The sequence below is a fragment of the Streptomyces krungchingensis genome (genome assembly GCF_054729265.1).
Map to the genome: position 1 here is coordinate 4656115 of NZ_JBPUKY010000001.1, position 23436 is coordinate 4679550.

Consider the following 23436-nt stretch of genomic DNA (forward strand, 5'->3'; position numbering starts at 1 on the left):
GCTGCTCCTCGGCTGCTCGTCGTGGGGGTCAGCTGGTGGTACTGCGGCGCGATGTGACCTCAGCTTGGCAGACTGGCCGTTCTCGGGGCAGGCCAGGGGAAGGACGACGGGCGTGAGTGAGCTAGTGACGGGTGAGGCGGTCGCGCTGGAGTTGCGCCCCGCCAAACTGCCGAGCCGGGCGCTGGCCGTACTGCTGGACCTGGCGGTGGCGATCGCCGTCTATGTCGTCGTCACGATCGGTCTGATCGCGTCGACGGCCACGCTGGACGACGCGGCGCAGATCGCGGTCTCGATCGCCGCCTTCCTGCTGGTACTGGTGGGCGGGCCGATCGCGGTGGAGACGCTGAGCCACGGCCGTTCGCTGGGGAAGCTGGCGTGCGGCTTGCGGGTGGTGCGTGACGACGGGGGCCCGATCCGGTTCCGGCACGCGTTGGTGCGCGGGGCGGTGGGTGTGGTCGAGATCCTGATGACGTTCGGGATCGTCGCGTGCATCGCCTCGCTGGTGTCGGAGCGGGGGCGTCGGCTGGGTGACGTGTTCGCGGGGACCCTCGTGGTCCGGGAGCGGATCCCGGTGGGGCACATGCCGTACGTGCCTCCGCCGCCGCCGTGGCTCGCGGGACGGTTCGCCGAGCTCGACCTGTCCGCCGTTCCGGACGGGTTGTGGCTGGCCGTCCGCCAGTACCTGACGCGGATGCAGCAGCTGGATCCGCAGGTCGGCTGGGCCATGGCGGAGCGGCTGGCGTCCGATGTCGCCGCGCGTACGGGGACTCCGGCGCCGCAGGGTGTGCCGCCGGCCGCGTATCTGGCGGCGGTGGTGCAGGAGCGGCAGGCGCGGGAGGTCCGGCGGACGTTCGGTGGTGGGGCGGCCGGGATCGCGCAGCCGGGTGCCGGCACATACCCGGCCGGGGCGCCGGGAGCGTCCGGACCCGTGGTGCGGGCACCGGGCGCCGGGCCTCACGGTGCTCCCCCGCCCTACGCCGCGCCGCAGCCCTACGCTCCTGCCCAGCCGTATGCGCCGACGGCTTCCGGGAGCCAGGACGTGTCTTCGCGGCAGACGCCGAGGCCGGCGCAACCGGCCGCCGTTCCTCAGGCCCACCGGCCCGACCGGCCCGACCGGCCCGACCTCCGGGACGGGCACGACCGGAACCAGGAGGCAGGTCCTTCCGCGACAGGATTCGTGCCGCCCGCCTAGCAGTCACGACGCGTCGGTCGTGGGACGAACCTGCGGCCGACTGGTGGACCGCCGTCGTCAGGTGAACACGTCGCCGTCAGGTGAAGACCGACGGCGGCGTTTCGAGGTGCTCCAGCTCGATGCCGGGCGCCGCGAGGACCACGTCTCCCGCGATGTGCACGGAGTGCTGTTCCCCCGTGTCCAGGGCCGTGACCTGGTATTCGTCCACGATCAGGGGGCCGCTGTCAGTGGCGTGTGCTTCGCTTGCGATCAAAGCCCAGGACTGGTCGAGGGTGCGTGGGGCGAGGACGGGGTCGGTGAAGGCGACGAGGCGTACGCGGGTCGCCGGGGCCGAGGGGGTGAGGCGAAGGAGACGGGCGGTGGCGACGAGGAACGCGGGAGAGGTTCCAGTGAAGGCGTGCGCGCGGACATTGCCTTCGGTGGCCTCCGCGCCGGTGGGGTCGGTGCGGACCCAGGTCACCCCGTCGAGGGCGGCGCCGCGGACCTGCCAGCCCGCGGCGTGGAGTTCGAGACGGATGGGCCGGCCGAGTTCGTCGAGGGCGAGGTCGACGGAACCGGTGACCTCGCTGTGGTGGGGGCCGGGCGCGGTCCCGCTGTCCGAGGGGGTGGTGCGTTGAGCGACGTAGCGCCAGCCGGAGGGGCCGGGCGCGCAGTGGAAGTGTTCTTCGCCGAGGGGGGTGTGGTCGTGCGGATCATGGAGCGAATATCGGCCGCGGGGCATGGGCGTTCAGGTCCTCATCGGGGACAGGCCCCCGCCGTGACGGCGAGGGCCTGCTGACATCCGTACGCCGAGCGGTGGTACCGCTGCTCGGCGGGGGTGCTCAGTAGCGGTAGTGGTCCGACTTGTACGGGCCCTCGACCTCGACACCGATGTACGCGGCCTGCTCGGGGCGCAGCGTCGTCAGCTTCACGCCGAGCGCGTCGAGGTGGAGGCGGGCGACCTTCTCGTCCAGGTGCTTGGGCAGCGTGTAGACGTCGGTCGGGTACGACTCCGGCTTGGTGAACAGCTCGATCTGGGCCAGCGTCTGGTCCGCGAACGAGTTGGACATCACGAAGGACGGGTGTCCGGTCGCGTTGCCCAGGTTCAGCAGGCGGCCCTCGGACAGCACGATGATGACCTTGCCGTCGGGGAACTTCCAGGTGTGGACCTGCGGCTTGACCTCGTCCTTGACGATGCCGGGGATCTTGGCGAGGCCGGCCATGTCGATCTCGTTGTCGAAGTGACCGATGTTGCCGACGATCGCCTGGTGCTTCATCTTGGCCATGTCCGCGGCCATGATGATGTCCTTGTTGCCCGTCGTGGTGACGAAGATGTCGGCCTTGTCGATGACCTCGTCGAGGGTCGTGACCTGGTAGCCGTCCATCGCCGCCTGCAGGGCGCAGATCGGGTCGATCTCGGTGATGATCACGCGGGCGCCCTGGCCGCGCAGGGACTCCGCGCAGCCCTTGCCCACGTCGCCGTAGCCGCAGACGACGACGGTCTTGCCGCCGATGAGGGTGTCGGTGGCGCGGTTGATGCCGTCGATCAGGGAGTGGCGGCAGCCGTACTTGTTGTCGAACTTCGACTTGGTGACGGCGTCGTTCACGTTGATCGCCGGGAACAGCAGGGTGCCGTCGCGGTGCATCTCGTACAGGCGGTGGACGCCGGTCGTGGTCTCCTCGGTCACGCCGCGGATCTCCGAGGCGAGCTGGGTCCACTTCTGCGAGCCGTCGGTGATGGTGCGGTGCAGGAGTTCGAGGATGACGCGGTGCTCGTCGGACTCGGCGGTGTCGACCGAGGGGACCTTGCCGTCCTTCTCGTACTCGACGCCCTTGTGGACGAGGAGGGTGGCGTCACCACCGTCGTCGAGGATCATGTTCGGGCCGCCGGTGGGGCTGTTCGGCCAGGTCAGCGCCTGCTCCGTGCACCACCAGTACTCCTCCAGGGTCTCGCCCTTCCAGGCGAAGACCGGGACGCCCTGCGGGTTCTCGGGCGTGCCGTTCGGGCCGACCGCGATGGCGGCGGCGGCGTGGTCCTGGGTGGAGAAGATGTTGCATGAGGCCCAGCGGACCTCGGCGCCGAGGGCGACCAGGGTCTCGATGAGGACGGCGGTCTGCACCGTCATGTGCAGGGAGCCGGTGACGCGGGCGCCCGCGAGGGGCTGCGCCTCGGCGTACTCCTTGCGGATCGACATCAGGCCGGGCATCTCGTGCTCGGCGAGGGTGATCTCCTTGCGGCCGAAGTCGGCCAGGGAGAGGTCGGCGACCTTGAAGTCCTGTCGGTTGTCGACAGTCGTCATTACGGGCTGCTCCTCGGTGTCGGGGCGAGGTGGATAGGGCTGGTCTGCGCGCCGACGGGCACAGGGATGCCCGGCTGGACACAGGTGTGTCCGGTGCGCGCAGCGCAGTCCGTCGGAGGCCCTCTCTCCCTCGGCCGGTCCGCGGTGGGACCGCCCGACCGCCATCAGCAGCGACGTCTGGCTCAGCCACAAAGCTACACCGGTGGGCGGGGCTCGCCCCAGTCCGCCTCCGGACGGACGGGGCCTCATGGGTACGGATCCGGCCGGTGCGGGGAGGCGGCCGGGGGACGTCCGCCCAGGGTGAGGGGCCGGTCGGTGGCCGCTCGTGGCGGAGCGACGGCTAGCCTCTGCGCGCGGAGATTCCGTGCGGGGTGGGGCTGGAGGGTGGCGCGGTGCGCAAGGGGCGAGGGCTGACGATCACGGCGTGGGTGTTGGGGCCATTGGGGCTGGTGTTGGTGCTCGGGTCGGTGCTGGCCGCGCGTACGGCGTTCACGACGACTCAGGTGCGCAGCGACAGCATGGCGCCCACCTACACCGTCGGCGAGCGGCTCGTGTTCGAGCGGATCGACGGGAGCGAGGTGCGACGTGGTGACGTGGTGCTGTTCCGGGCGCCGGAGCGCTACTCCTTCTCGGGCAGCGTCCTGCAGCGCGTCATCGGGGTCGGCGGCGACCGGGTGGTGTGCTGTGACGGCGAGGGTGCGGACGAGCGGATCACGGTGAACGGGAAGCCGCTCGACGAGCCGTACGTCAAGGACGGGATCGCGGACGGGACGCACCAGCGGTACGACGTGAAGGTGCCCGAAGGCCGGCTGTTCCTCCTCGGTGATCACCGCCTGAACTCGCGGGACTCCCGGTTCTTCCCGGACGACCACGGCGGGACGGTGCCCGTCGGTGCCGTCCAGGCCCGGGTGACCGAGGACCGGGCGTTGCCCCTGGCGCTGGCGGGGGCCGGGGTGCTCGGGGTGCCCGTCGCGCTGGCGGGTGTGGGCGTCGGGATCGCGGCGTTCGTCGTGCGGCGGCGGGCCCGTGCGGTACCGCCCATGCCGCCGTGGGCCGTGTACGGCGGCACAGGCGGCCCCGGCGGCACGGGCGGCCCCGGCGGCATGAGTGGCCCGGGCGCCCCCGGTGGCATGGGCTGACCGGCCGGGGAGCGTCGAGGAACAGCGGCGTCGAGGAGACGCGGAGCCGGGAAGAGCCGGACGCGAACGGCCGCGGGGCCCGCCTGGAATCTCAGGCGGGCCCCGCGGCGTGCGAGCGTTTGGGGGCCCCGGCGCCCGGACGGGCCCGGCGCCACAGGGGTGAAGGTCAGTGCTCGACCGGGTGGGCCGGGCCGCCGGGGGTCGCCTCGGGGTCGGCACCCTTCGCCGCCTCCGCCTCGCTGTAGATGTCCGGCTCCAGGTAGATCACGCGGGCGATCGGGACGGCGGTGCGGATACGGGCCTCGGCGGCGTCGATCGCGGAGGCCACCTGGGCCGCGGTGTCGTCGTGCTCGACGGCGACCTTCGCGGCGACCAGCAGCTCCTCGGGGCCGAGGTGGAGCGTGCGCATGTGGATGACGCCGGTGACCGTGCGGCCGTCGACGATCGCGGCCTCGATCTTCTTGACGTCCTCGACGCCCGCGGCCTCGCCGAGCAGGAGGGACTTGGTCTCGGCCGCGAGGACCAGGGCGATCAGGATGAGCAGGACACCGATGCAGACCGTGCCGATGCCGTCCCAGATGCCGTCGCCGGTGAGCAGGGCCAGGCCGACACCGCCGAGGGCGAGGACGAGACCGATGAGCGCGCCGAAGTCCTCCAGGAGGACCACCGGCAGCTCGGGGGCCTTGGCGCGGCGGACGAACTGCGCCCAGGACAGCCCGCCGCGCAGTTCGTTGGACTCCTTGATGGCCGTACGGAAGGAGAAGCTCTCCGCGATGATGGCGAACACCAGGACGCCCACCGGCCAGTACCAGTGCTCCAGCTCGTGCGGGTGCTTGATCTTCTCGTAGCCCTCGTAGACGGCGAACATGCCGCCGACCGAGAAGAGGACGATCGAGACGAGGAAGGCGTAGATGTAGCGCTCACGGCCGTAGCCGAAGGGGTGCTGCGGGGTCGCCTCGCGCTGCGCCTTCTTGCCGCCTATGAGCAGCAGGGCCTGGTTGCCGGAGTCGGCGAGCGAGTGGACGCCCTCGGCGAGCATCGAGGACGAGCCGCTGAAGGCGAACGCCACGAACTTCGATGCCGCGATCGCGAGGTTGGCGCCGAGTGCCGCCACGATCGCTTTGGTGCCGCCTGAAGCGCTCATGTGCTCCTGCTGTCCCTTCGTACGCCGTCCGGGTCCCGGTCCGTACCCTCGTACCCCGGTCCGGGCTTTGCCCGCCCTTTGCGGTGGGCCATTGTTGCAGCCCGGTGCCGCAGGGGTGCGGCTGGCCACCGTGACGAGGGGCCCAGGACACCGAGGATGCCCTGTCAGGCCACCACTGTCGCGCGGAAGATCGTGCCGTTCCCGGACACTTCGGCCTTTTCGCCGGCCGGGACGAAGACCGACTGTCCGGGGGCCAGCGCGATGTGGCCCGCGAGTGCGGTGCCCGCCGTGCAGAGGAGGATCTGCGGGGTCTCGCGGGTGAGGTCGTGCGGGACGGCGCCCTCCGCCAGGACGTACCGGGAGAGCCGGAACTCGTCGATGGGGGTCGCGTAGACCTCCTCGCCGTCCGGGGACGCCTCCGGGCGCAGGACGCCCGGGTCGGTCGCCTCGAAGCGGACGATGCGCAGGAGTTCGGGGACGTCGACGTGCTTGGGGGTGAGGCCGCAGCGCAGGACGTTGTCGGAGTTGGCCATGATCTCGACGCCGAGGCCGTTCAGGTAGGCGTGCGGGACGCCCGCGCCGAGGAACAGGGCCTCACCCGGCTGCAGTTGCACGTAGTTGAGCAGCATGGCGGCGATGACGCCTGGGTCGCCCGGGTAGTGGTGGGCGAGGTCGGCGTACGGGGCGTAGGCGCCGCCGAGGCGGTCGCAGGCGGCGGCCGTCTCGGTGACGGTGTGGGCCATCTCGTCGGGGTCGGCGCTCAGCACCGCCGTCAGGACCTCGCGCAGCGCGGCGTCCTCCGGGTGCGCGTGCAGCAGGTCGACGTACGGCTTGAGGGAGTCGACGTCGAGTCCCGCGAGCAGGTCGGCGGCCTCGGCCGGGGCCCGGAAGCCGCACAGGCCGTCGAACTCGGTGAGGGCGCAGATCAGTTCGGGCTTGTGGTTGGCGTCCTTGTAGTTGCGGTGCGGTGCGTCGATCGGGACGCCGCGGCGCTCCTCGTCCTCGAAGCCCTCCCTGGCCTGCTCCAGGTCGGGGTGCACCTGGAGGGAGAGGGGGGCGCCGGCGGCGAGGATCTTCAGCAGGAACGGCAGACGGGGGCCGAACCTGGCGACCGCGGCACGGCCGAGTTCCCGCTCGGGGTCCTCGCCGACGACCTCGTTGAGCGGGCCGCGCCCGGTGCGCGAGGGAGCACCGGGGTGGGCGCCCATCCACATCTCCGCCTGCGGTTCACCGGTCGGCTCCACACCGAGCAGCCGCGCGATGGCGGTCGTCGAACCCCAGGCGTAGGGGCGGATGGTGTTGTCGAGGCGGTCCATACGAGTCTCCGCGGTTCCTTCCGGGTACGACGCGGATCCTGCCTCCGCGCACGGGGGACGACGCCCGTCTCCGCGTACCGGGAGGCACGGAGGGGCACGGCACGGCTCCGCGTGGACAGTGCCGGTGCCGGTCTCAGCGTACGAAGGTCTCTCCGCGTACGAGGATCAGGGCGCCGGAGACAAGATCATGCCCCCGAAGCGAGCGCCAGGTAAACGGCGGCGAAATCGGTGACGGCGATCAGTTCGGCGAGGGTCTCCAGTTCGTCGCCCTCCTCGGGTTCCAGTTCGCTGATCGCGGTGTCGTGGCTGAGGGCGAGCTCGCGGGCGGCGGGCGCCGCGCTGATCCCGCCGATCGGGCGGTCCCGGAGCAGCACCACGCGCGCGTGCAGGGCCTGGGCCTCCTCGACGCGGTCGCGGAAGAAGTCGTCCGGGTCGGCGCCGGCGGCCAGGGCTCCCGCGAGCAGCACGCTGTGCGAGGCGAGCGCCTCCGGGAGCTCGGCGGTGAGCGCGGGGCGGCCGGCCAGCTCGGCGAGGGCGGCGGTGAAGCGGCGTCCGGCCGGGCCCGCGGAGGCGCCCTCGGTCCAGATCACCGGGAGGGCCTCGGCCAGCTCGGCGGCGAGGGTCTTCGCGGGATTGCTGTACGCGGCGATGGCCGGTCCGCAGCGCTCGGCCACGTGGTCGAGGCGGTCGGCGACCTTCTGCAGGGACTCCGGCGGGGCGGAGACGAGACCGGTGCGGTCGAGGAGGGAGAGCAGCGGGGTGAGCAGCGCCCACAGGACTCCGGGGGCGGAGGCCGCGAGGGGCTCGTCCTGTTCGTACGGGGCGGAGGCCATCGGGACGAAGAGGCCGTGCGCGCCCGCGACCGCCTCGGTCAGCGGGGAGCCGGCGGGCGCCACGGCGGCCACGGTGCAGCCGCGCCGGTACGCCTGGTCGATCAGGAGTTCGAGACCTGGTTCGGTGCCGTCGGGTGTGGCGACGAGCAGGAGGTCGACCGGGCCCGCCCAGCCGGGCAGTTCCCAGCGCAGCGCGCCCGCGGCGGGGGCGACGCCGCTCGGGGTCAGCCGGGTGACGGGGCAGCTCGGGCCGCCGAGTGTGCCGAGCAGTTCGGCGACGCCGGTGGCGGCCAGGCCCGGACCGGCGATCAGGACGGCGCGCGGGCGGCCGTCCGGTTTGAGATCGGGGATCCCGGCCTCCGCGGCGTGCCGGACGGCGGTGCGCACCCGGGCACCGGCCTCGGCGGCGCCGCGCAGCAGCGAGCGCCGGTCGGCGCGGGCGAGCGCTTCGGGGTCGTCGAGCAGCGATTCGTCGAGCATGGGGTCGGCAGCCTCCGATCACCGGGGGGTCGCTTGCGCGGGTGTCGCCGGATGGTCGCTTTCACGGGCGCGGTGTGGGTCGCGCGCCCGTACCCGTCAGGTGTCTTCTACCCGGACCGCGCCGGGTTGTCGCCTGCGCGTGCCTCGCGGGTGGCACCGGGGGCGCGGACGCCGTGCCCCTGGGCTCCTGCGAGGCGGCCGTGCTCGTGCCAGGCGGCCGCTTCACTCACGCGGGGCGGCGGGCCTCGTCGACGAGGAGTACGGGGATGCCGTCCCGGACGGGGTAGGCCAGGCCGCAGTCCGCGCCCGTGCAGACCAGCTCGCTCTCCTGCTCCTTGAGCGGGGCGTGGCAGGCCGGGCAGGCGAGGATCTCCAGGAGGCCGGCTTCGAGCGGCATGGGGTGTCCTTCCGAACAGGTGGATGCGGCCTGGTCAGAGTACCGCTGCGCGGAGCCGTGCGCCGGGGCGCGGCACAGGCTCGCCGGGGTGTCCCGGGCGGTGCTCGCGGTTCGCGGGGCGGGGGGCGGCCTCGCGGGGTGCGGGCGGGGCGCGTCGCGGTGTGTCGGGCGGGGCCGCCTCGCGGAGTACGGGGTGGTGCCGCCTCTCGGAGTACGAGGTGGGGCCGCTTCCCGGGGTGCACCGCAGGGGGCGCCTCGTCTCCGGCTCCTGGTCCCCTGGCCCAGCCCACCTGCTCCCCGGCCCCGCCCGGCCCTGCGGCCCCGCCCGGCTCCCCAGCGAGGTGCGGGCGAGCCACCGGGCCGACACGGAGGGCCGGGCCGGCGGGACGACACGACGGCCCGGGACCGACGGACCGGCACGACGGGCCGGGACCGACGGACCGACGCGATGCGACGCGCCGGCTGGCCGACCGGCCGGCGGGCCGAACGGGTCAGCCCCTGATGATCCCCAGGACCTCGTCGCGCACCTTCGTCATCGTCGCCTCGTCGCGCGCCTCCGCGTTCAGGCGCAGCAGCGGCTCGGTGTTGGAGGGGCGGACGTTGAACCACCAGTCGCCGGCGCTGACGGTCAGGCCGTCGAGTTCGTCCAGCCGGACGCCCTCGCCGCCCGCGTAGGCGGCCTTGACGGCGGCGAGGCGGGCGGCCTGGTCCTCGACCGTGGAGTTGATCTCTCCGGAGCCGACGTACCGGTCGTATTCCGCGACGAGCCGGGAGAGCGGGCCGTCCTGGCCGCCGAGCGCGGCGAGGACGTGCAGGGCGGCGAGCATGCCCGTGTCGGCGTTCCAGAAGTCGCGGAAGTAGTAGTGCGCGGAGTGCTCGCCGCCGAAGATCGCGCCGCTGCGGGCCATCTCGGCCTTGATGAAGGAGTGCCCGACGCGGGTGCGGACGGGGGTGCCGCCCTGCTCGCGCACGACCTCCGGCACCGACCAGGACGTGATGAGGTTGTGGATCACCGTGCCGCCGCCGTGCTTGGCGAGTTCGCGGGAGGCGACCAGGGCGGTGATGGCGGACGGGGACACCGGGTCGCCGTGCTCGTCCACCACGAAGCAGCGGTCCGCGTCGCCGTCGAAGGCGATGCCGAGGTCGGCGCCCTCCGCCCGGACACGTGCCTGGAGGTCCACGATGTTCGCCGGGTCGAGCGGGTTCGCCTCGTGGTTGGGGAACGTGCCGTCCAGCTCGAAGTACATGGGGACGACGTCCAGGGGCAGGCCGGCGAAGACGGTCGGGACGGTGTGTCCGCCCATGCCGTTGCCCGCGTCGACGACGACCTTCAGGGGCCGGATGGAGGTCAGGTCGACGAGGGACCGCAGATACGCCGCGTAGTCCTCCAGCGTGTCGCGCCGCGTGATCGTGCCCGGGGTCGCGTCCCGGGCGGGGGCGCCCGAGTCGAGCCAGGACTCGACGAGTTGGCGGATCTCGGCCAAGCCGGTGTCCTGGCCGACCGGCGCGGCGCCCGCGCGGCACATCTTGATGCCGTTGTACTGGGCGGGGTTGTGGGAGGCGGTGAACATGGCGCCCGGCAGGCCGAACGCGCCCGAGGCGTAGTAGAGCTGGTCGGTCGAGCACAGGCCGATCTCGGTCACGTCGGCGCCGCACGACGCGGCACCGCGCGCGAAGGCACCCGACAGACCGGGCGACGAGGGCCGCATGTCGTGCCCGATGACGACCGCGTCCGCTCCGGTCACCTGGACGAAGGCGGCTCCGAACAGCTCGGCCAGCGGCTCGTCCCACTGGTCCGGGACCACCCCGCGTACGTCGTACGCCTTCACGAGCTGCGACAGATCAGCAGTCACGGCCAACCCTCCAGAAGTCCACTTCGGTCGCCCCAAACTACCCGTCCGGACCGGCCGTCCGCTGTGCGGTCGGTAACCGGACGCGCATCGGTGACCTGCGGACCTGTGCCCGTCACCCGGGGGAAACCCGCTCGTTCCAAGAGGCCTGTTCCCGACGCTCCCCGGGTGACGTCCCGCGACCGGAGCCGGTTCGCCGGGCGCGTCCCGGGACGGGCGGCTGGACGGTGCACGAGGGGAGGCGTCCCGGCCCCGGGCCGGGACGCCGTCCGGCCGGGCTCAGGGGAGCATCCACTCCAGGACCGGTGAGCTCTGCCCGACCACGATGAGGCACATCACCAGCAGCAGCCCCACGCTCCACGGCAGCACCTTGCGCAGCAGGTCGCCCTCGCGGCCCGCGAGACCGACCGCCGCGCACGCGATGGTCAGGTTCTGCGGCGAGATCATCTTGCCGAGCACGCCACCCGAACTGTTGGCGGCCGCGAGCAGTTCGGGCGACAGGCCGGACTCCCTGGCCGCGCTCACCTGAAGGGCGCCGAACAGGGCGTTCGCCGAGGTGTCCGAGCCGGACACGGCCACACCGAACCACCCCAGAACGGGTGACAGGAAGGCGAGGCCTGCACCGGCCGCGGCGACGAAGTGCCCGATGGTGGCGGCCTGTCCGGAGAGGTTCATGACGTAGGCGAGGGCGAGGACGGACGTCACGGTGAGGATCGCGAACCTCAACTCGTGGACCGTGGCCGCCCATTCTCTGACCGCCACGCGCGCGTGGACCCGCAGGACGACGGCCGTGCACAGTCCGGCGAGGAGCACCAGCGTGCCGCCGGTCGACACGATCGGCCAGGTGAAGACGTTCCCGCCGACCGGATTGCCCTCCGGGTCGACGACGTTCAGGAAGGGCCAGTCGTACATCTGGGTCGCCCCCGCCAGCCAGTCCTTGACGGCAGGGATCTGCGCGACGGAGAAGATGGCCACGATCAGCGCGTACGGCGCGTAGGCGCGCACCACTTCGGGGCGCGGGTCGCGCTCGTCGAGGTCGGCGCTGCGTACGCCGGTCAGCACCGCGGCCCGTACGGGCTCGGCCGCGGGCCTGCGCGCCTGCGGCACCGCGACCAGGGCCGCCGCACCCGCCAAGGAGGCGCCGATGTCGGCGAGTTGCGCGGAGAGGTAGTTGGAGGCGGCGAACTGCGCGACGGCGAAGGCGACTCCGCACGCCAGGGCGGGCACCCAGGTCTCCCGGAGCCCCCGGCGTCCGTCGACCAGGCCGACGAGCACGAGCGGCACGACCAGGGCCAGCAGCGGGGTCTGACGGCCCACCACGGAGGCGACGGAGTCCAGCGGCAGACCGGTGACCTGGGCGAGCGTGACGACCGGGGTCGCCATCGCGCCGAAGGCGACGGGGGCGGTGTTGGCGACGAGCGAGACGACCGCCGCGCGCACCGGGTCGAAGCCGAGCGCGACCAGCATCACCGAGCAGATCGCGACGGGGGCGCCGAAGCCCGCGAGCGCTTCGAGGAGTGCTCCGAAGCAGAAGGCGACGACGAGGGCCTGGATGCGCGGGTCGTCGGAGAGCCGCCCGAAGGAGCGGCGCAGGATGTCGAAGTGCCGGGTGCGGACGGTCATCCGGTACACCCAAAGGGCGTTGACGACGATCCACAGGATGGGGAAGAGGCCGAAGACGGCGCCCTGGGCGGCGCTGGAGAGCGTCTGGCCGACGGGCATGCCGTAGGCGAGCCAGGCGACGAGGAAGGCCGCCAGGAGGCCGATGAGGCCGGCCCAGTGCGCCTTGGTGCGGACACCGCCGAGCAGGACGAGCACGATGACGAGGGGCAGAGCGGCTACGAGGGCGGACAGGCCGAGCGAGTCGGCGACGGGCTCCAGTTGCTGGACGTACACGGGCACCTCCCCGAGTTCCGTGATGCGGAAAGCGATTTCTCACGGCAAACGGAATGGTCGTGTCCGCGACAACTTCACGTCAATGGGCGTGCACGGCTCAAAGTGATCGGTGTGCGGGAGGGTGCGGGCCGCTCAGTTGTCGGGCGAGCGCAGGATCCGCAGGTGGCCGCGGCGAGCGACCTCCATCGGGTCCGCGGAGCGGGCACTGCCGCCGCCGGCCTCCGCGGCACGCTGCTGCGGTCGGGCCGCCTCGCGCACGGCGTTGGCGAGCGCTTCCAGGTCGTCCCCGCTCGGGCGGGCGGGACCGGAGGCGTCGGCCAGTCGGACGACCTCCCAGCCGCGCGGTGCGGTGAGGCGCTCGGAGTGCTCGGCGCACAGGTCGTAGCAGTGGGGCTCGGCGTAGGTGGCGAGCGGGCCGAGGACCGCGGTCGAGTCGGCGTAGACGTACGTCAGCGTCGCTACGGCGGGACGGCCGCAAGCGGTGCGCGAACAGCGACGTACAAGGCTCACGACGTTGGACGGTACCGCACTCTTGAGCGGGCCGCGACGACTCTCCCCCAGGTCACCCCACCGTGTCGTGCTGTGACACCGCCCACACGACCGTTCCGGCACCCGATCCTGACCTGGGCGGACAGCGTGCACCGAGAGGCCGAACAGACCTGAAACCGGTCACCACTTGAAGCAAACCACGTCAATTGCCATGTGAGTGACGGTCCGGGAAGGATAAGGAATCGAGCCCAAGCTTGGCTGGAATGGTCATCGAGCGACATCCGGAACGAGCGCCGGACCTGGTGCCGCCGGACCTGGTGCCGAACGGCGGGCAGCCGCGTGGGGGCCGGGCGCACGGGCCGCGCGGGGATTACTCTTCGTCAGTGATGGACAACCCCGTATCGCCCCGCGCCGCAGCACCCGGGCCCCGCCGTCGTGATCGCCACGGCAGGGGCATGCGCGGCCCGGTGGCGCCACCGCAGGTGCCACTCGCGGCGAGCCGTGCCGAGGTGTTCGCGGATCTGGTGCAGGACTCCGTGGAGCGGCTGGAGCGGCGGTGGCCGCAGCTCGCCGACATCGATTTCCTGGTCCTGGAGGTGCCCCGGCTGGAGGCGCCGGGCGAGGCCTGGAGCGACGAGGCGGTGCCGCTGGGCGGCACGATCCCGGCGCGTGAGGGCCGCCCCGCGCGCGTGGTCGTCTACCGCCGTCCGGTCGAGATCCGCACCAAGGGGCGCGACGAGCGCGCCGCCCTGGTGCACGAGGTCGTCGTGGAACAGGTCGCCGAGCTGCTGGGGCTGACACCGGAGACGGTGGACCCGCGGTACGGCGAGGACTGATCACTCCCCGCCGGATCCACGAGGGGGACCCGGCGGGCAGGACGCCGCCGTCCGATCGCCATGACCCGGTGGGCAGGACGCCGCCCCCTGATCCTCATGCCCTGGTGGGCCGGACACCGTCTGCTGTTCCCCGGGCCCCCGGCGAGCAGGACGCCGCCGCCCGATCCCCATGTCCTGGCGGGCAGGGCAGCCCCGCCCGATTCCCGGGAATCCGGCAGGACCGGCGTACCGGTCGAGTCCCCGGAGGGACCCGGCCGGTCACTGCTTCAGCAGCGCGGAGAGGTCCTGCTCCGCCTCCGGCACGGACACCGTCCCGCGGTCGTCCGGGAGGGTCTGGACCGTGAAGCCGGGGACGCCGTCCTGGGTGGAGGCGAGCATCCGGGAGGCGTAGACGGGACCTCCGGAGATCCGCTCGACCGTGAGGGCGTACGTGCCCTTGAGGCCGCTCGGGACCGGCGCCGCCACGTTCTGTGTCGTGCCGCCCTTGATCGTGAACGTCTTGGACACGGTCGTGCCGCCCTCACTGCCCGCGGACGCGGTGACCTTGACCTGGGCCTGACCGCCCGGGGCCGCCAGGGCGAGCGTGGTGCCCTTGGCGCTGTTGTCGGCGACGCTCGCGCGCTCGGAGACCGGACCGGTGGCGGGGATGAACGCGGTCTCCTGCTGGTCGCCCTTGCCGCGCACGACCCGCAGGGCGGCCACGACCGGCACCGGCCGGCCGGTGGGCGTGAGCACCAGCGAGCCCGCCTCGCCGCGGGTGACGTCGCCGAGGTCGACCGCCGCGGTCATGCCGGACTTCACATGCACCGTCTCGTTGCCCGCGGGGGTGATCGCGCCCGAGGGGGAGGCGAGGCGCACCTTCAGGTCGGCGTCGGTGTCGCCCGGCACGAAGGCGACGAGCCGCACCGACGTGGCGTCCTTCGGGATGCCCGGCATGACCAGGCTGCCCGCGGGGTCGGTGGACGCCGCCAGCCAGTCGCCGCCGAGCTTGTCGTCCAGGGCCTGCACGGCGGCCCCGACACGGCCGCTGCGGACCTTCACGTGCACGGTGAGGTTGGTCTGCGGGGCGTCGGTCAGCGTGTTCAGCAGGATCGGCTCGCTGGAGTGCGGCTGGACCGTGATGCCGTCGCCCACCGTGGACTTGAGGGTGCCGTCCTTGCCGTACAGCTCGATGTCGACGACCGCGGCGGAGTCGTCCGGGTTGGTCAGGTGCACGTAGTCGGAGCGGTCCTCGGCGGTGCTGGCGCCCGGGAACCAGAACTCGGTGTCCGGGGCCGTGCAGTTGGTGCCGAGCAGGCCGCGGCCGGTCCCCGCGGCGACCTCCGTGGTCTCCTGGACGGTCCAGCCCGGCGCGAACCTGCCCTCGGCCGTGCCGACCAGGGCGGGCGCGTCGGCACCCGAGCTGTCGCCGGTGGACGGCTTGCCGGGATCCTTGGGCTGCACGACGGGCTCGGCGGCCTTCTTGCCGTCCTTCTTGCCGCCGCTCGCGTCCGCCGACTGCTCGCTCGCGACCTGGAGTTCGGCCTTTCCGCCGGCACTCGTGCCCTTCGAGACCGGCGTGAACGACGTGTACGCCGTGTCCGCGATGTCCGAGGTGCTCGGCTGCGGGCAGAGCAGGCTGGTGCGCTGCACGGGCAGTCGTGCGGCCGCCTTGGCGGTGTCCTCGCCGGCCGCGCCCGGAGCGCTGAGAGCGGCGAATCCGGTGACGGCGGCGAGCGCGCCGGCGCCCGCGATCAGGGAGAGGGTGGTGCGGTTCACTGCTGGCTCCCGTCGGGGCGCTCACTGTCGGTGCCGTGCGGCGGCTGCGGGGGCATCGGGGGCTGCGCCGGGTCGTAGGCCGGGTCGTAGCCCTGGCCCGCCGCGTCGTAGCCCTGGGTGTACGTCTGGTCGTACGACGCCGTGCCCCCGTAGGCGTACGGGTCGTACTGGCCGCCCTGATAGGGGTCGGCCTGGTACGTCTGGTCGTAGCCGCCTGCCGTGTACTGCTGTCCGCCTTCGTACTGCTCGCCGCCGTAGGTGCCGTAGTTCTCGGCGCCCGCGTAGCTCGGTGTGTCCCATTCGCCGTACGCGTGCTGCTGCGGGACGGCGGCGGGGGCGGCCGGGGCCTCCTCGTCCGGGGGTGCGGGTGCGTCGGAGTCCTGGGCGGCCTGCTCGGCCTCGGCCTGGGCGCGCAGCCGCCGGGCGCGGCGGCCGTCGCCCGTGGTGTCCTGGGCCGGGTCCGGCTGCTCCTCGGGAAGGTCGTCGTCGACGTCGCGGCGCCGGCCCGGCAGGGCGAGCACCACGAGGACGACGGCGAGCGCGCCCTGCGCCCACAGCCAGCCGGTGTGCCCGATCGGGGCGTCGAAGGTGATGTCCAACCGGCCGCCGTTCGTGGGCAGTTGGAAGCCCTGGGCCCAGCCGTCGACCGTGGTGCGGGTGAGCGGCCTGCCGTCCAGGGTCGCCACCCAGCCCTCGTCGGCCGAGTCGGCGAGACGCAGCACGCGGCCGTCGGGACCGGCGGGGATCGTGGTGTGCACCTCGACGGGTCCGGCGGCGATGGACAGCGAGTCGCCGGACTCGGGGACGATCGCCGCGCGCGAGACCTGCTGGTCCACCCGCCACAGGGCGCTGCCGTCCTGCTGGCTGAGCCGGGTCAGGCCGGGGGTGGCGTCCAGGACGCGGCTCACCTCGCGGGGCGCGCCCTTCCGGACGAGGACATAGCGCACGGCGAAACCGCCGAGCTCGTCGGCCTGGTCGGCGCCGGAGCCCGCCACGAGGTTCGCGACGACCTTGTCGAGCCTCTTGTTGTCGCCGCCGGCCTCCGCGAGTTCGGCGTCGCCGAGGCGGGCACCGGAGCCGCGGACGAGCATGTAGCCGACGTCGGCGGCGGACCGGCTGTCGAGGACGAGGGTGCGGGCCTGGTCCCGGGTGCCGCTCTCCTCGGCGACGAACGCGGGGACCTGCACCGGGTCGCGGCGCTCCAGGGGGCCGTCGGCGCCCCGGATCATCCAGCCCGCGGCGACGAGCAGGGGCCCGGCCGCGCAGGCGAAGGCGATGAGCGCGGCGACCGGCTGGCGCCAGCCGAAGCTCTGCTCGGCCACGCGCGCGCGTGCCCCGTCGGCGCCGAGCACGGCGGCGGCCAGCAGCGCGAGGCCGTAGACCAGGGTCGCGGGACCCGCCCAGGTGGAGCCGTTCGACAGGACGGCGAAGACGAGGGCCACCAGGGCCACGGCCCAGGCCGTCCAGATGCCCGCCTGGCGCTCCGTGCGCATCAGGGCGCCCAGCGCGGCCAGCACGATGCCGAAGAGCATCAGCCCGCTGACGGTTCCGGGACCGCCCGGGCTGGCGCCGAGCAGGTCGAGCGCGGAGGCCGCGCTGTCGCCGTACTCGAGGCCGGCCTGGTCGAAGAAGCCGAAGGGGAGCAGCGTCAGCGACCAGGGGGCGAGGATCAGCAGCGGGGTGCCGAGCTGGGCCAGGAAACGCAGTCCGTAGGCGGTGATCTCGCCGCGGCGCACCACGAGGAGCGCGAGACCGAGGACCAGCGCGACGGGCCACACGATCGGCGTGAAGGCCGTGGTGACGGTGAGCAGCAGCGCGTACGCCCAGGTGGCGCGCCAGCTGCCGCGGGCTCCCGAGGCGTGCGCCAGTCCGCTCGCGGCGATGCCCGCGCGGGCGATGAGGGGCAGCAGGATCGAGAGGACGGCGGTGCCGATGCGCCCGCCCGCGAGCGCGCCGGTGGCGGCGGGCAGGAAGGCGTAGGCGACGGACGCCCAGGCACGCAGCAGACGGGACTCGACGAGGGGCCGCGAGGCGAAGTACGCGGCGAAGCCGGCCAGCGGCACGGACGCCACCAGCAGCACGGTGACCGCGAGGCCCGTGGAGCCGAGCATCAGCGACGCCAGCATGGCGACGACGGCGAGGTACGGGGGTGCGGACTGGGTGCCGCCGGCGCCCACCGGATGCCAGCCGTCGAGGTAGCGCGACCACAGCTCCGAGGAGTCCGCCGGGGCCGGGAGCAGTGCGCCGCCGGAGAGCGCGCCGCCGCCGAGCAGTTCACGGCAGGCCAGCAGCGAGACGAACAGCAGCACCAGGAAGAGCATCGGGCCGGGATTGCGGGCGATGCGCTTGAGGCGGGCGAACTGCTCGATCTCCAGGAAGTCGGCGTCGTCGCCGCCGGGTCCGGACTCGACCGCGCTGCCGTGCCGGCCGGCGCCGGCCGTGGCCTCGGCGTCGGAGCGGCCCACCAGATTGCCCGCGACCTGTTCGACGGTGGCCCGCACGGTCGCGCCGGGCGGCGGGAACAGCGCCCGCAGCTCGTCCTTGTCGACCTGTGGCCGGCCACGCCTGCGGCGGCCCGCGACGACCCGCTCCGGGCGCAGCAGGACGCTCAGCAGGCCGCGGATCTCGTCGACGGCCTGTCCGGGGACCTTGCCGACGAGATACGCCACCGTGCGCAGCAGGGTGCCGAGGACCAGCCGGATCAGGACCCAGGGCAGCTGCGCCGTGCGGGCGTTGACCAGGAGGGTGTAGACGGCGCCCGCCTTGTCGACCTTGTGCGGGGACGCGGAGGTGCGGCCCACGCAGTCGACGGTGCGGCGCTCGCGGGAGGCCGCCTCGGCGTGCCGTACGACCGCTTCCGGGGCGACGAGGACGCGGTGGCCGGCGGCCTGGGCGCGCCAGCACAGGTCCACGTCGTCGCGCATCAGGGGCAGTCGGCGGTCGAAGCCGCCGAGCTCCTCGAAGACGTCGCGCCGGATCAGCATGCCCGCGCTGGACACGGACAGGACGGGGTGGACGTGGTCGTGCTGGCCCTGGTCCTGCTCGCGGCGGTCCAGACCCGTCCAGCGGCGGCCGGAGTTGGCGATGGTGACGCCGACCTCGAGGAGCTGACGGCGGTCGTACCAGCCGCGGAGCTTGGGGCCGACGACGGCGACGTCCCTGCCGAGCTCGTGCTCGTCCTCGACGACGCGCAGCAGCCGGGCCAGGGCGTCCGGCTCGGGGGCGCTGTCGTCGTGCAGCAGCCACAGCCACTGCTCGGGCTCGCCGTGCGGCAGGTCCGGCAGGTCGTAGGCGTCGTCGCGCCAGGTGCGCGTGACGGGGTCCCAGCCGCTGGGGCGCTTCAGGTAGGGCAGGTCCTCGGGGGTGAGGACCGGGGCGGTGCGCGAGGCCTCCTCCACGGCCTGGCCGAAACCGGTGCGCCGCGCGAGGTGCAGCACCCGGTCCGCGCCGAGCGCTTCGGTGAGCAGCTGGGCGGAGTCGTCCGCGCTGCCGGTGTCGGCCGCCACCGCGTTCTGCACGGGGCGCTCCTGGCCGAGCAGCCCGGCGAGCACCTTGGGCAGCCAGCGGGCGCCGTCGTGGGAGACGACCACCGCGGTCACCACGTGGCGCGGGAACTCAGGTGTGGCAGCGGCGTCTTGATGGGCTGCCGAATGGCTGTGCACGGACATCGAGGTACGGGCCCCGGTTCGATGGACTGCGGTGGACGTCTGTGTCCGGCGGGGACAGCGGGACGTCTCGGACGAGGGCCCACACTAACGGCTGGGCAACACGGCGGCCCGCCGCCTGTGGATAACCCACCTGCGACGGGCCGTTCGTTACGTAGGAGTGTGTGCCGTTTGGTCGGGGGCACACGCGCGCGTGCACTGCTTCTCCCGGAGGGCCGCTCATGGCGGTTGGCCTCCGGGGGACTCTCAGACGGCCGCCTTCTTCAGGCGGCGCCGCTCCCGCTCGGACAGACCGCCCCAGATGCCGAACCGCTCGTCGTTGGCGAGTGCGTATTCGAGGCACTCGGAGCGGACCTCACAGGCGAGGCAGACCTTCTTGGCCTCGCGGGTGGAGCCGCCCTTCTCGGGGAAGAAGGACTCGGGGTCGGTCTGGGCGCACAGCGCGCGCTCCTGCCAGCCGAGTTCCTCGTCCGCGTCGTCGACCAGCAGTTGCTGCACCAGCTCGGTCATGTGCGCCCCTCGTCTGTCTTTCGCGTCCCCGTGCTGCTGTCGTTACCGATTTCGGCTGAACGACACGAGTGAAATTACAAGTGTGCCGATCCGGGCCAGTCAAGCCGAGATCTGCTATTGGGCCCCTTATTCACTCTGCGGAACCAAGGCTATGCGGAAAGTGTTCAAATCGGCATAAACCCTGACAGCCCAAGGGGTCCAGGCCGGACGTCCCGCCCCTCACCGGGAAGGACGACCAGGAGTTCGATCTCGTTCCGACACGGACCCCGAAGCGAACCGGATCACATTTCGATCACGGGGTCGCAGCGAGGTTTGTGCGCCCGGTTGTGCGCCATGTGTCCCGGGCGGCTACTGAACAAACCTTTCGCCTCCCAGGTGAACCGGATGAGGTGAAACATCTCCCACATCTTGGACATCAAGTTGACAGTGAAGGTGTGAACCGGTGTCCTTGAGGGCATGCTCGCGAACTTGGCGCTCACCTCGACCCGCACCGCCGGGTCCCACGGTGCTGCCCGCGCTCGCTGTAGCTGTTGCTGTTGCAGCTGTTGAGTCCTACCGCGCTCCGGCTGCCTCGCCGCCACTGAGGCGAATCCTCCGCCCCCTCCCGGGGCGCACGCCCGCACCAGGGCATCCCTCCCGTCCGCGAACCGGGCGGACACGGTCAGCGACACCCCAGCACTCTCCCGCCGAGGAACCACCGCACCCATGAACAGCGACAGCGACCTGCAGATCGCCGGCGACATCCTCGAAGTACCCCACCTCCTCCAGCCGCCGCGCGAGCACCCCGCCACGGTGGCCGAGTTCGTCGGGCTCGCCCGCTCCATCGCCGCCGACCGCTCCCGCTGGGAGCACCTCGTCCGGTTCGACGCGACGTCGCGCTGGTACCACCGGCTGCAGACCGGTCCCGGATACGAGGTGTGGCTCCTGTCCTGGGTGCCCGGGCAGGGCAGCGGACTGCACGACCACGGTCCCTCGTCCGGCGTACTGACCGTCCTGGAAGGCTCGTTGACCGAGCGCACCGACCGCGGACCGCGCGCGCTGGAGTCCGGCGCGCAGCGGGTGTTCGCCCCCGGCTACGTCCACGAGGTCGTCAACGACTCGCTCGAACCGGCCGTGAGCCTGCACATCTACTACCCGGGCCTCACCGAGATGCCGATGCGCCCCCGGGCCGAGCAGCGTGCGGCCGGCGCGACCCCCAACGCCCGCTGCACCGTGGCCGAGGTCTCGTGACGGCCGTGGCCGAGGTCTCGTCACCGCCCTGACGCGTTGTCGTACCCGCCTGCCAGACTGAACCCCATGCGCATTGTGGTTCTGGCAGGCGGTATCGGTGGTGCCCGGTTCCTGCGTGGTCTCCAGCGGGCCGTGCCGGACGCGGACATCACGGTCATCGGCAACACCGGCGACGACATCCACCTCTTCGGGCTGAAGGTCTGCCCGGACCTCGACACGGTGATGTACACGCTCGGCGGCGGCATCAACGAGGAACAGGGCTGGGGTCGCGCCGAGGAGACCTTCCACCTGAAGCAGGAACTCGCGGCGTACGGCGTCGGACCCGACTGGTTCGGACTCGGCGACCGCGACTTCGCGACCCACATCGTGCGGACGCAGATGCTGGGCGCGGGCTATCCGCTCAGCGCCGTCACCGAGGCGCTGTGCGACCGCTGGAAGCCGGGCGTCCGCCTCATCCCCATGTCCGACGACCGCGTCGAGACGCATGTCGCCGTCACCCTCCCCGCCGACGACCCCACCGGCCCCGGCGAGCGCAAGGTCGTCCACTTCCAGGAGTACTGGGTGCGCCTGCGGGCCTCCGTGCCGGCCGAGGCGATCGTGCCGGTCGGCGCGGAGCAGGCCAAGCCGGCGCCCGGGGTGCTCGAAGCCCTGGCCGAGGCGGACGTCATCCTCTTCCCGCCGTCCAACCCCGTCGTCTCGATCGGCACGATCCTCGCCGTGCCCGGAATCCGCGAGGCCATCGCCGACGCGGGGGTCCCCGTCGTCGGCCTCTCCCCCATCGTCGGGGACGCGCCCGTGCGCGGGATGGCCGACAAGGTGCTGGCCGCGGTGGGCGTCGAGTCCACGGCCGCGGCGGTAGCCGAGCACTACGGCTCGGGGCTCCTCGACGGCTGGCTCGTCGACACCGTCGACGCCTCCGCCGTGGAGCGCGTGGAGTCGGCCGGCATCCGCTGCCGGGCCGTGCCGCTGATGATGTCCGACCTCGACGCGACGGCGCGGATGGCGCGCGAGGCGCTGGCCCTGGCCGAGGAGGTACGGACGTCATGACCGCGGAACTGCCCCCCGAGGAAGCCTCCGCGGCGGGCGAGGGCCCGGCGGGCACCACCGCGCGCGGTGTCGCGGGCTACCGGGTCTGGGCGCTCGAGGGGCTGCCCGAGGTGCGTCAGGGCGACGACCTCGCGAAGCTCGTCGCCGCGGCGGAACCCGGCCTCGTCGACGGGGACGTACTCCTCGTCACCTCGAAGATCGTCTCCAAGGCGGAGGGGCGGATCGTCGTCGCCGACGACCGCGAGGCCGCCATCGACGCCGAGACCGTCCGCGTCGTCGCGCGGCGCGGCGCGCTGCGCATCGTCGAGAACCGGCAGGGGCTCGTGATGGCCGCCGCCGGCGTCGACGCGTCCAACACGCCCGCCGGGACCGTACTGCTGCTGCCCGAGGACCCCGACGCGTCGGCGCGGGCCGTCCGGGACGGGCTGCGGGACGCCCTCGGCGTCCGGGTCGGCGTCGTGATCACCGACACCTTCGGGCGGCCCTGGCGCACCGGGGTCACCGACGTCGCCATCGGCGCCGCGGGCATCCAGGTGCTGGACGACCTGCGCGGCGGCACGGACGCCCACGGCAATCCGCTCAGCGCGACCGTCGTCGCCACCGCCGACGAACTCGCCGCGGCCGGCGACCTGGTCAAGGGCAAGGCCGCCGGACTGCCCGTCGCGGTCCTGCGCGGGCTGCCGCACGTGACCGCCGAGGACGACGGCGAGGGCACGCGCGCGCTGGTGCGCGGCGCGCACGACGACATGTTCCGGCTGGGCACCTCGGAGGCGGTACGGGAGGCGGTGACCCAGCGGCGCACCGTGCGGGCCTTCACCGACGAACCCGTCGACCCCGGTGCCGTACGGCGCGCCGTCGCCGCCGCGGTGACCGCGCCGGCACCGCACCACACCACCCCCTGGCGGTTCGTCCTCCTGGAGTCCGAGGAGTCCCGTACGCGACTGCTCGACGCCATGCGCGACGCGTGGATCGCGGACCTGCGGCGCGACGGCAAGAGCGAGGAGTCCATCGCCAAGCGGGTGCGGCGCGGGGACGTCCTGCGCAACGCGCCGTACCTCGTGGTGCCGTGCCTGGTGATGGACGGCTCCCACACGTACGGCGACGCGCGCCGCGACGGGGCCGAGCGCGAGATGTTCGTGGTCGCCACCGGCGCCGGGGTGCAGAACTTCCTGGTCGCGCTGGCCGGGGAGCGGCTCGGGTCCGCCTGGGTGTCGTCGACGATGTTCTGCCGGGACGTCGTACGGGAGGTGCTGGGGCTGCCGGAGGGCTGGGACCCCATGGGCGCCGTGGCCGTCGGACACGCGGCCCAGGAGCCGAAGGCCCGGCCGGCGCGGGAGGCGGACGCGTTCGTCGTGGTGCGCTGAGGCCCGCCGCG

General features: G+C 73.0%; 18 protein-coding genes. 6 read left to right on the plus strand and 12 right to left on the minus strand.

All coding sequences use genetic code 11. The features are described 5' to 3' along the window. Positions 1 to 112 precede the first annotated feature (112 nt). Positions 113 to 1192 carry an RDD family protein gene (locus ACSYGO_RS20495; RefSeq protein WP_460387212.1) on the plus strand — a complete coding sequence of 360 codons (1080 nt, stop codon included), beginning with the start codon at positions 113 to 115 and terminating at the stop codon, positions 1190 to 1192. 76 nt (positions 1193 to 1268) lie between these two features. Here the strand turns inward: ACSYGO_RS20495 and ACSYGO_RS20500 are convergent, their stop codons facing one another. Continuing rightward, entirely contained in the window at positions 1269 to 1913 is a 645-nt protein-coding gene (locus tag ACSYGO_RS20500; RefSeq protein ID WP_432174276.1) for a hypothetical protein, read from the minus strand. 100 nt (positions 1914 to 2013) lie between these two features. Further along, a complete protein-coding gene (gene ahcY, locus ACSYGO_RS20505) occupies positions 2014 to 3471 on the minus strand; it encodes an adenosylhomocysteinase (RefSeq protein ID WP_426677838.1) in 1458 nt (485 codons plus the stop codon). Between the two features lie 392 nt (positions 3472 to 3863). Here ahcY and lepB point away from each other — a divergent pair, with 392 nt between their 5' ends. Then, positions 3864 to 4610 (plus strand): signal peptidase I, encoded by a 747-nt coding sequence (gene lepB, locus ACSYGO_RS20510; RefSeq protein ID WP_460387213.1) that lies wholly within the window; start codon positions 3864 to 3866, stop codon positions 4608 to 4610. Positions 4611 to 4776: 166 nt separating this feature from the next. Here the strand turns inward: lepB and ACSYGO_RS20515 are convergent, their stop codons facing one another. The 7 genes from ACSYGO_RS20515 to ACSYGO_RS20545 all read right to left on the minus strand — a co-directional run bounded on the left by ACSYGO_RS20515 (position 4777) and on the right by ACSYGO_RS20545 (position 13087). After that, the gene (locus ACSYGO_RS20515; RefSeq protein ID WP_426677836.1) at positions 4777 to 5754 is read right to left on the minus strand and encodes a cation diffusion facilitator family transporter; all 978 of its coding nucleotides are present in this window, start codon (positions 5752 to 5754) and stop codon (positions 4777 to 4779) included. A gap of 164 nt (positions 5755 to 5918) precedes the next feature. Next, positions 5919 to 7070: a mannose-6-phosphate isomerase, class I gene (manA, locus tag ACSYGO_RS20520; RefSeq protein ID WP_432188268.1), complete on the minus strand. Its 1152-nt coding sequence runs from the start codon at positions 7068 to 7070 to the stop codon at positions 5919 to 5921. Positions 7071 to 7255: 185 nt separating this feature from the next. Beyond that, entirely contained in the window at positions 7256 to 8383 is a 1128-nt protein-coding gene (locus tag ACSYGO_RS20525) for an SIS domain-containing protein (RefSeq protein WP_426677834.1), read from the minus strand. Positions 8384 to 8609: 226 nt separating this feature from the next. Next, on the minus strand, positions 8610 to 8780 hold the full coding sequence (locus ACSYGO_RS20530; RefSeq protein ID WP_095934758.1) for a Trm112 family protein: 171 nt from the start codon (positions 8778 to 8780) through the stop codon (positions 8610 to 8612). A gap of 491 nt (positions 8781 to 9271) precedes the next feature. Further along, on the minus strand, positions 9272 to 10633 hold the full coding sequence (locus ACSYGO_RS20535; RefSeq protein WP_426677833.1) for a phosphomannomutase/phosphoglucomutase: 1362 nt from the start codon (positions 10631 to 10633) through the stop codon (positions 9272 to 9274). 276 nt (positions 10634 to 10909) lie between these two features. Next, positions 10910 to 12526: an L-lactate permease gene (locus tag ACSYGO_RS20540; RefSeq protein ID WP_426677832.1), complete on the minus strand. Its 1617-nt coding sequence runs from the start codon at positions 12524 to 12526 to the stop codon at positions 10910 to 10912. Between the two features lie 132 nt (positions 12527 to 12658). Further along, positions 12659 to 13087: a DUF3499 domain-containing protein gene (locus ACSYGO_RS20545; RefSeq protein WP_078629323.1), complete on the minus strand. Its 429-nt coding sequence runs from the start codon at positions 13085 to 13087 to the stop codon at positions 12659 to 12661. 314 nt (positions 13088 to 13401) lie between these two features. On the opposite strand from ACSYGO_RS20545, the gene ACSYGO_RS20550 reads away from it, so the two are divergent. After that, positions 13402 to 13851, plus strand: a complete 450-nt coding sequence (locus tag ACSYGO_RS20550; RefSeq protein ID WP_345658329.1) for a metallopeptidase family protein — start codon at positions 13402 to 13404, stop codon at positions 13849 to 13851. 258 nt (positions 13852 to 14109) lie between these two features. Here the strand turns inward: ACSYGO_RS20550 and ACSYGO_RS20555 are convergent, their stop codons facing one another. The 3 genes from ACSYGO_RS20555 to ACSYGO_RS20565 all read right to left on the minus strand — a co-directional run bounded on the left by ACSYGO_RS20555 (position 14110) and on the right by ACSYGO_RS20565 (position 19784). Continuing rightward, positions 14110 to 15609 (minus strand): DUF5719 family protein, encoded by a 1500-nt coding sequence (locus ACSYGO_RS20555; protein ID WP_426677831.1) that lies wholly within the window; start codon positions 15607 to 15609, stop codon positions 14110 to 14112. Continuing rightward, a complete protein-coding gene (locus ACSYGO_RS20560; protein ID WP_432174273.1) occupies positions 15606 to 19277 on the minus strand; it encodes a glycosyltransferase in 3672 nt (1223 codons plus the stop codon). The genes ACSYGO_RS20555 and ACSYGO_RS20560 overlap by 4 nt, the downstream gene beginning before the upstream one ends. Positions 19278 to 19520: 243 nt before the next feature. After that, positions 19521 to 19784, minus strand: a complete 264-nt coding sequence (locus tag ACSYGO_RS20565) for a WhiB family transcriptional regulator (protein ID WP_003975777.1) — start codon at positions 19782 to 19784, stop codon at positions 19521 to 19523. Positions 19785 to 20489: 705 nt separating this feature from the next. On the opposite strand from ACSYGO_RS20565, the gene ACSYGO_RS20570 reads away from it, so the two are divergent. From ACSYGO_RS20570 to ACSYGO_RS20580, 3 genes are all read left to right on the plus strand, one after another. Further along, positions 20490 to 21014: a cysteine dioxygenase gene (locus ACSYGO_RS20570; RefSeq protein ID WP_432174272.1), complete on the plus strand. Its 525-nt coding sequence runs from the start codon at positions 20490 to 20492 to the stop codon at positions 21012 to 21014. A 66-nt stretch (positions 21015 to 21080) separates the two neighbouring features. Next, positions 21081 to 22061, plus strand: a complete 981-nt coding sequence (cofD, locus tag ACSYGO_RS20575; protein ID WP_426677828.1) for a 2-phospho-L-lactate transferase — start codon at positions 21081 to 21083, stop codon at positions 22059 to 22061. Next, complete coding sequence (locus ACSYGO_RS20580; RefSeq protein WP_426677827.1) at positions 22058 to 23425, plus strand: coenzyme F420-0:L-glutamate ligase; 1368 nt, start codon at positions 22058 to 22060, stop codon at positions 23423 to 23425. Before cofD ends, ACSYGO_RS20580 begins: the two co-directional genes overlap by 4 nt. Positions 23426 to 23436: the final 11 nt, after the last annotated feature.

Coding starts and splice junctions, on each gene's coding strand:
- ACSYGO_RS20500 (WP_432174276.1), bottom strand. CDS start 1,913: ATGCCCCGCGGCCGATATTCGCTCCATGATCCGCACGACCACACCCCC.
- ACSYGO_RS20515 (WP_426677836.1), bottom strand. CDS start 5,754: ATGAGCGCTTCAGGCGGCACCAAAGCGATCGTGGCGGCACTCGGCGCC.
- ACSYGO_RS20525 (WP_426677834.1), bottom strand. CDS start 8,383: ATGCTCGACGAATCGCTGCTCGACGACCCCGAAGCGCTCGCCCGCGCC.
- ACSYGO_RS20560 (WP_432174273.1), bottom strand. CDS start 19,277: ATGTCCGTGCACAGCCATTCGGCAGCCCATCAAGACGCCGCTGCCACA.
- ACSYGO_RS20550 (WP_345658329.1), top strand. CDS start 13,402: ATGGACAACCCCGTATCGCCCCGCGCCGCAGCACCCGGGCCCCGCCGT.
- ACSYGO_RS20580 (WP_426677827.1), top strand. CDS start 22,058: ATGACCGCGGAACTGCCCCCCGAGGAAGCCTCCGCGGCGGGCGAGGGC.
- ACSYGO_RS20530 (WP_095934758.1), bottom strand. CDS start 8,780: ATGCCGCTCGAAGCCGGCCTCCTGGAGATCCTCGCCTGCCCGGCCTGC.
- ACSYGO_RS20570 (WP_432174272.1), top strand. CDS start 20,490: ATGAACAGCGACAGCGACCTGCAGATCGCCGGCGACATCCTCGAAGTA.
- ahcY (WP_426677838.1), bottom strand. CDS start 3,471: ATGACGACTGTCGACAACCGACAGGACTTCAAGGTCGCCGACCTCTCC.
- manA (WP_432188268.1), bottom strand. CDS start 7,070: ATGGACCGCCTCGACAACACCATCCGCCCCTACGCCTGGGGTTCGACG.
- ACSYGO_RS20565 (WP_003975777.1), bottom strand. CDS start 19,784: ATGACCGAGCTGGTGCAGCAACTGCTGGTCGACGACGCGGACGAGGAA.
- cofD (WP_426677828.1), top strand. CDS start 21,081: ATGCGCATTGTGGTTCTGGCAGGCGGTATCGGTGGTGCCCGGTTCCTG.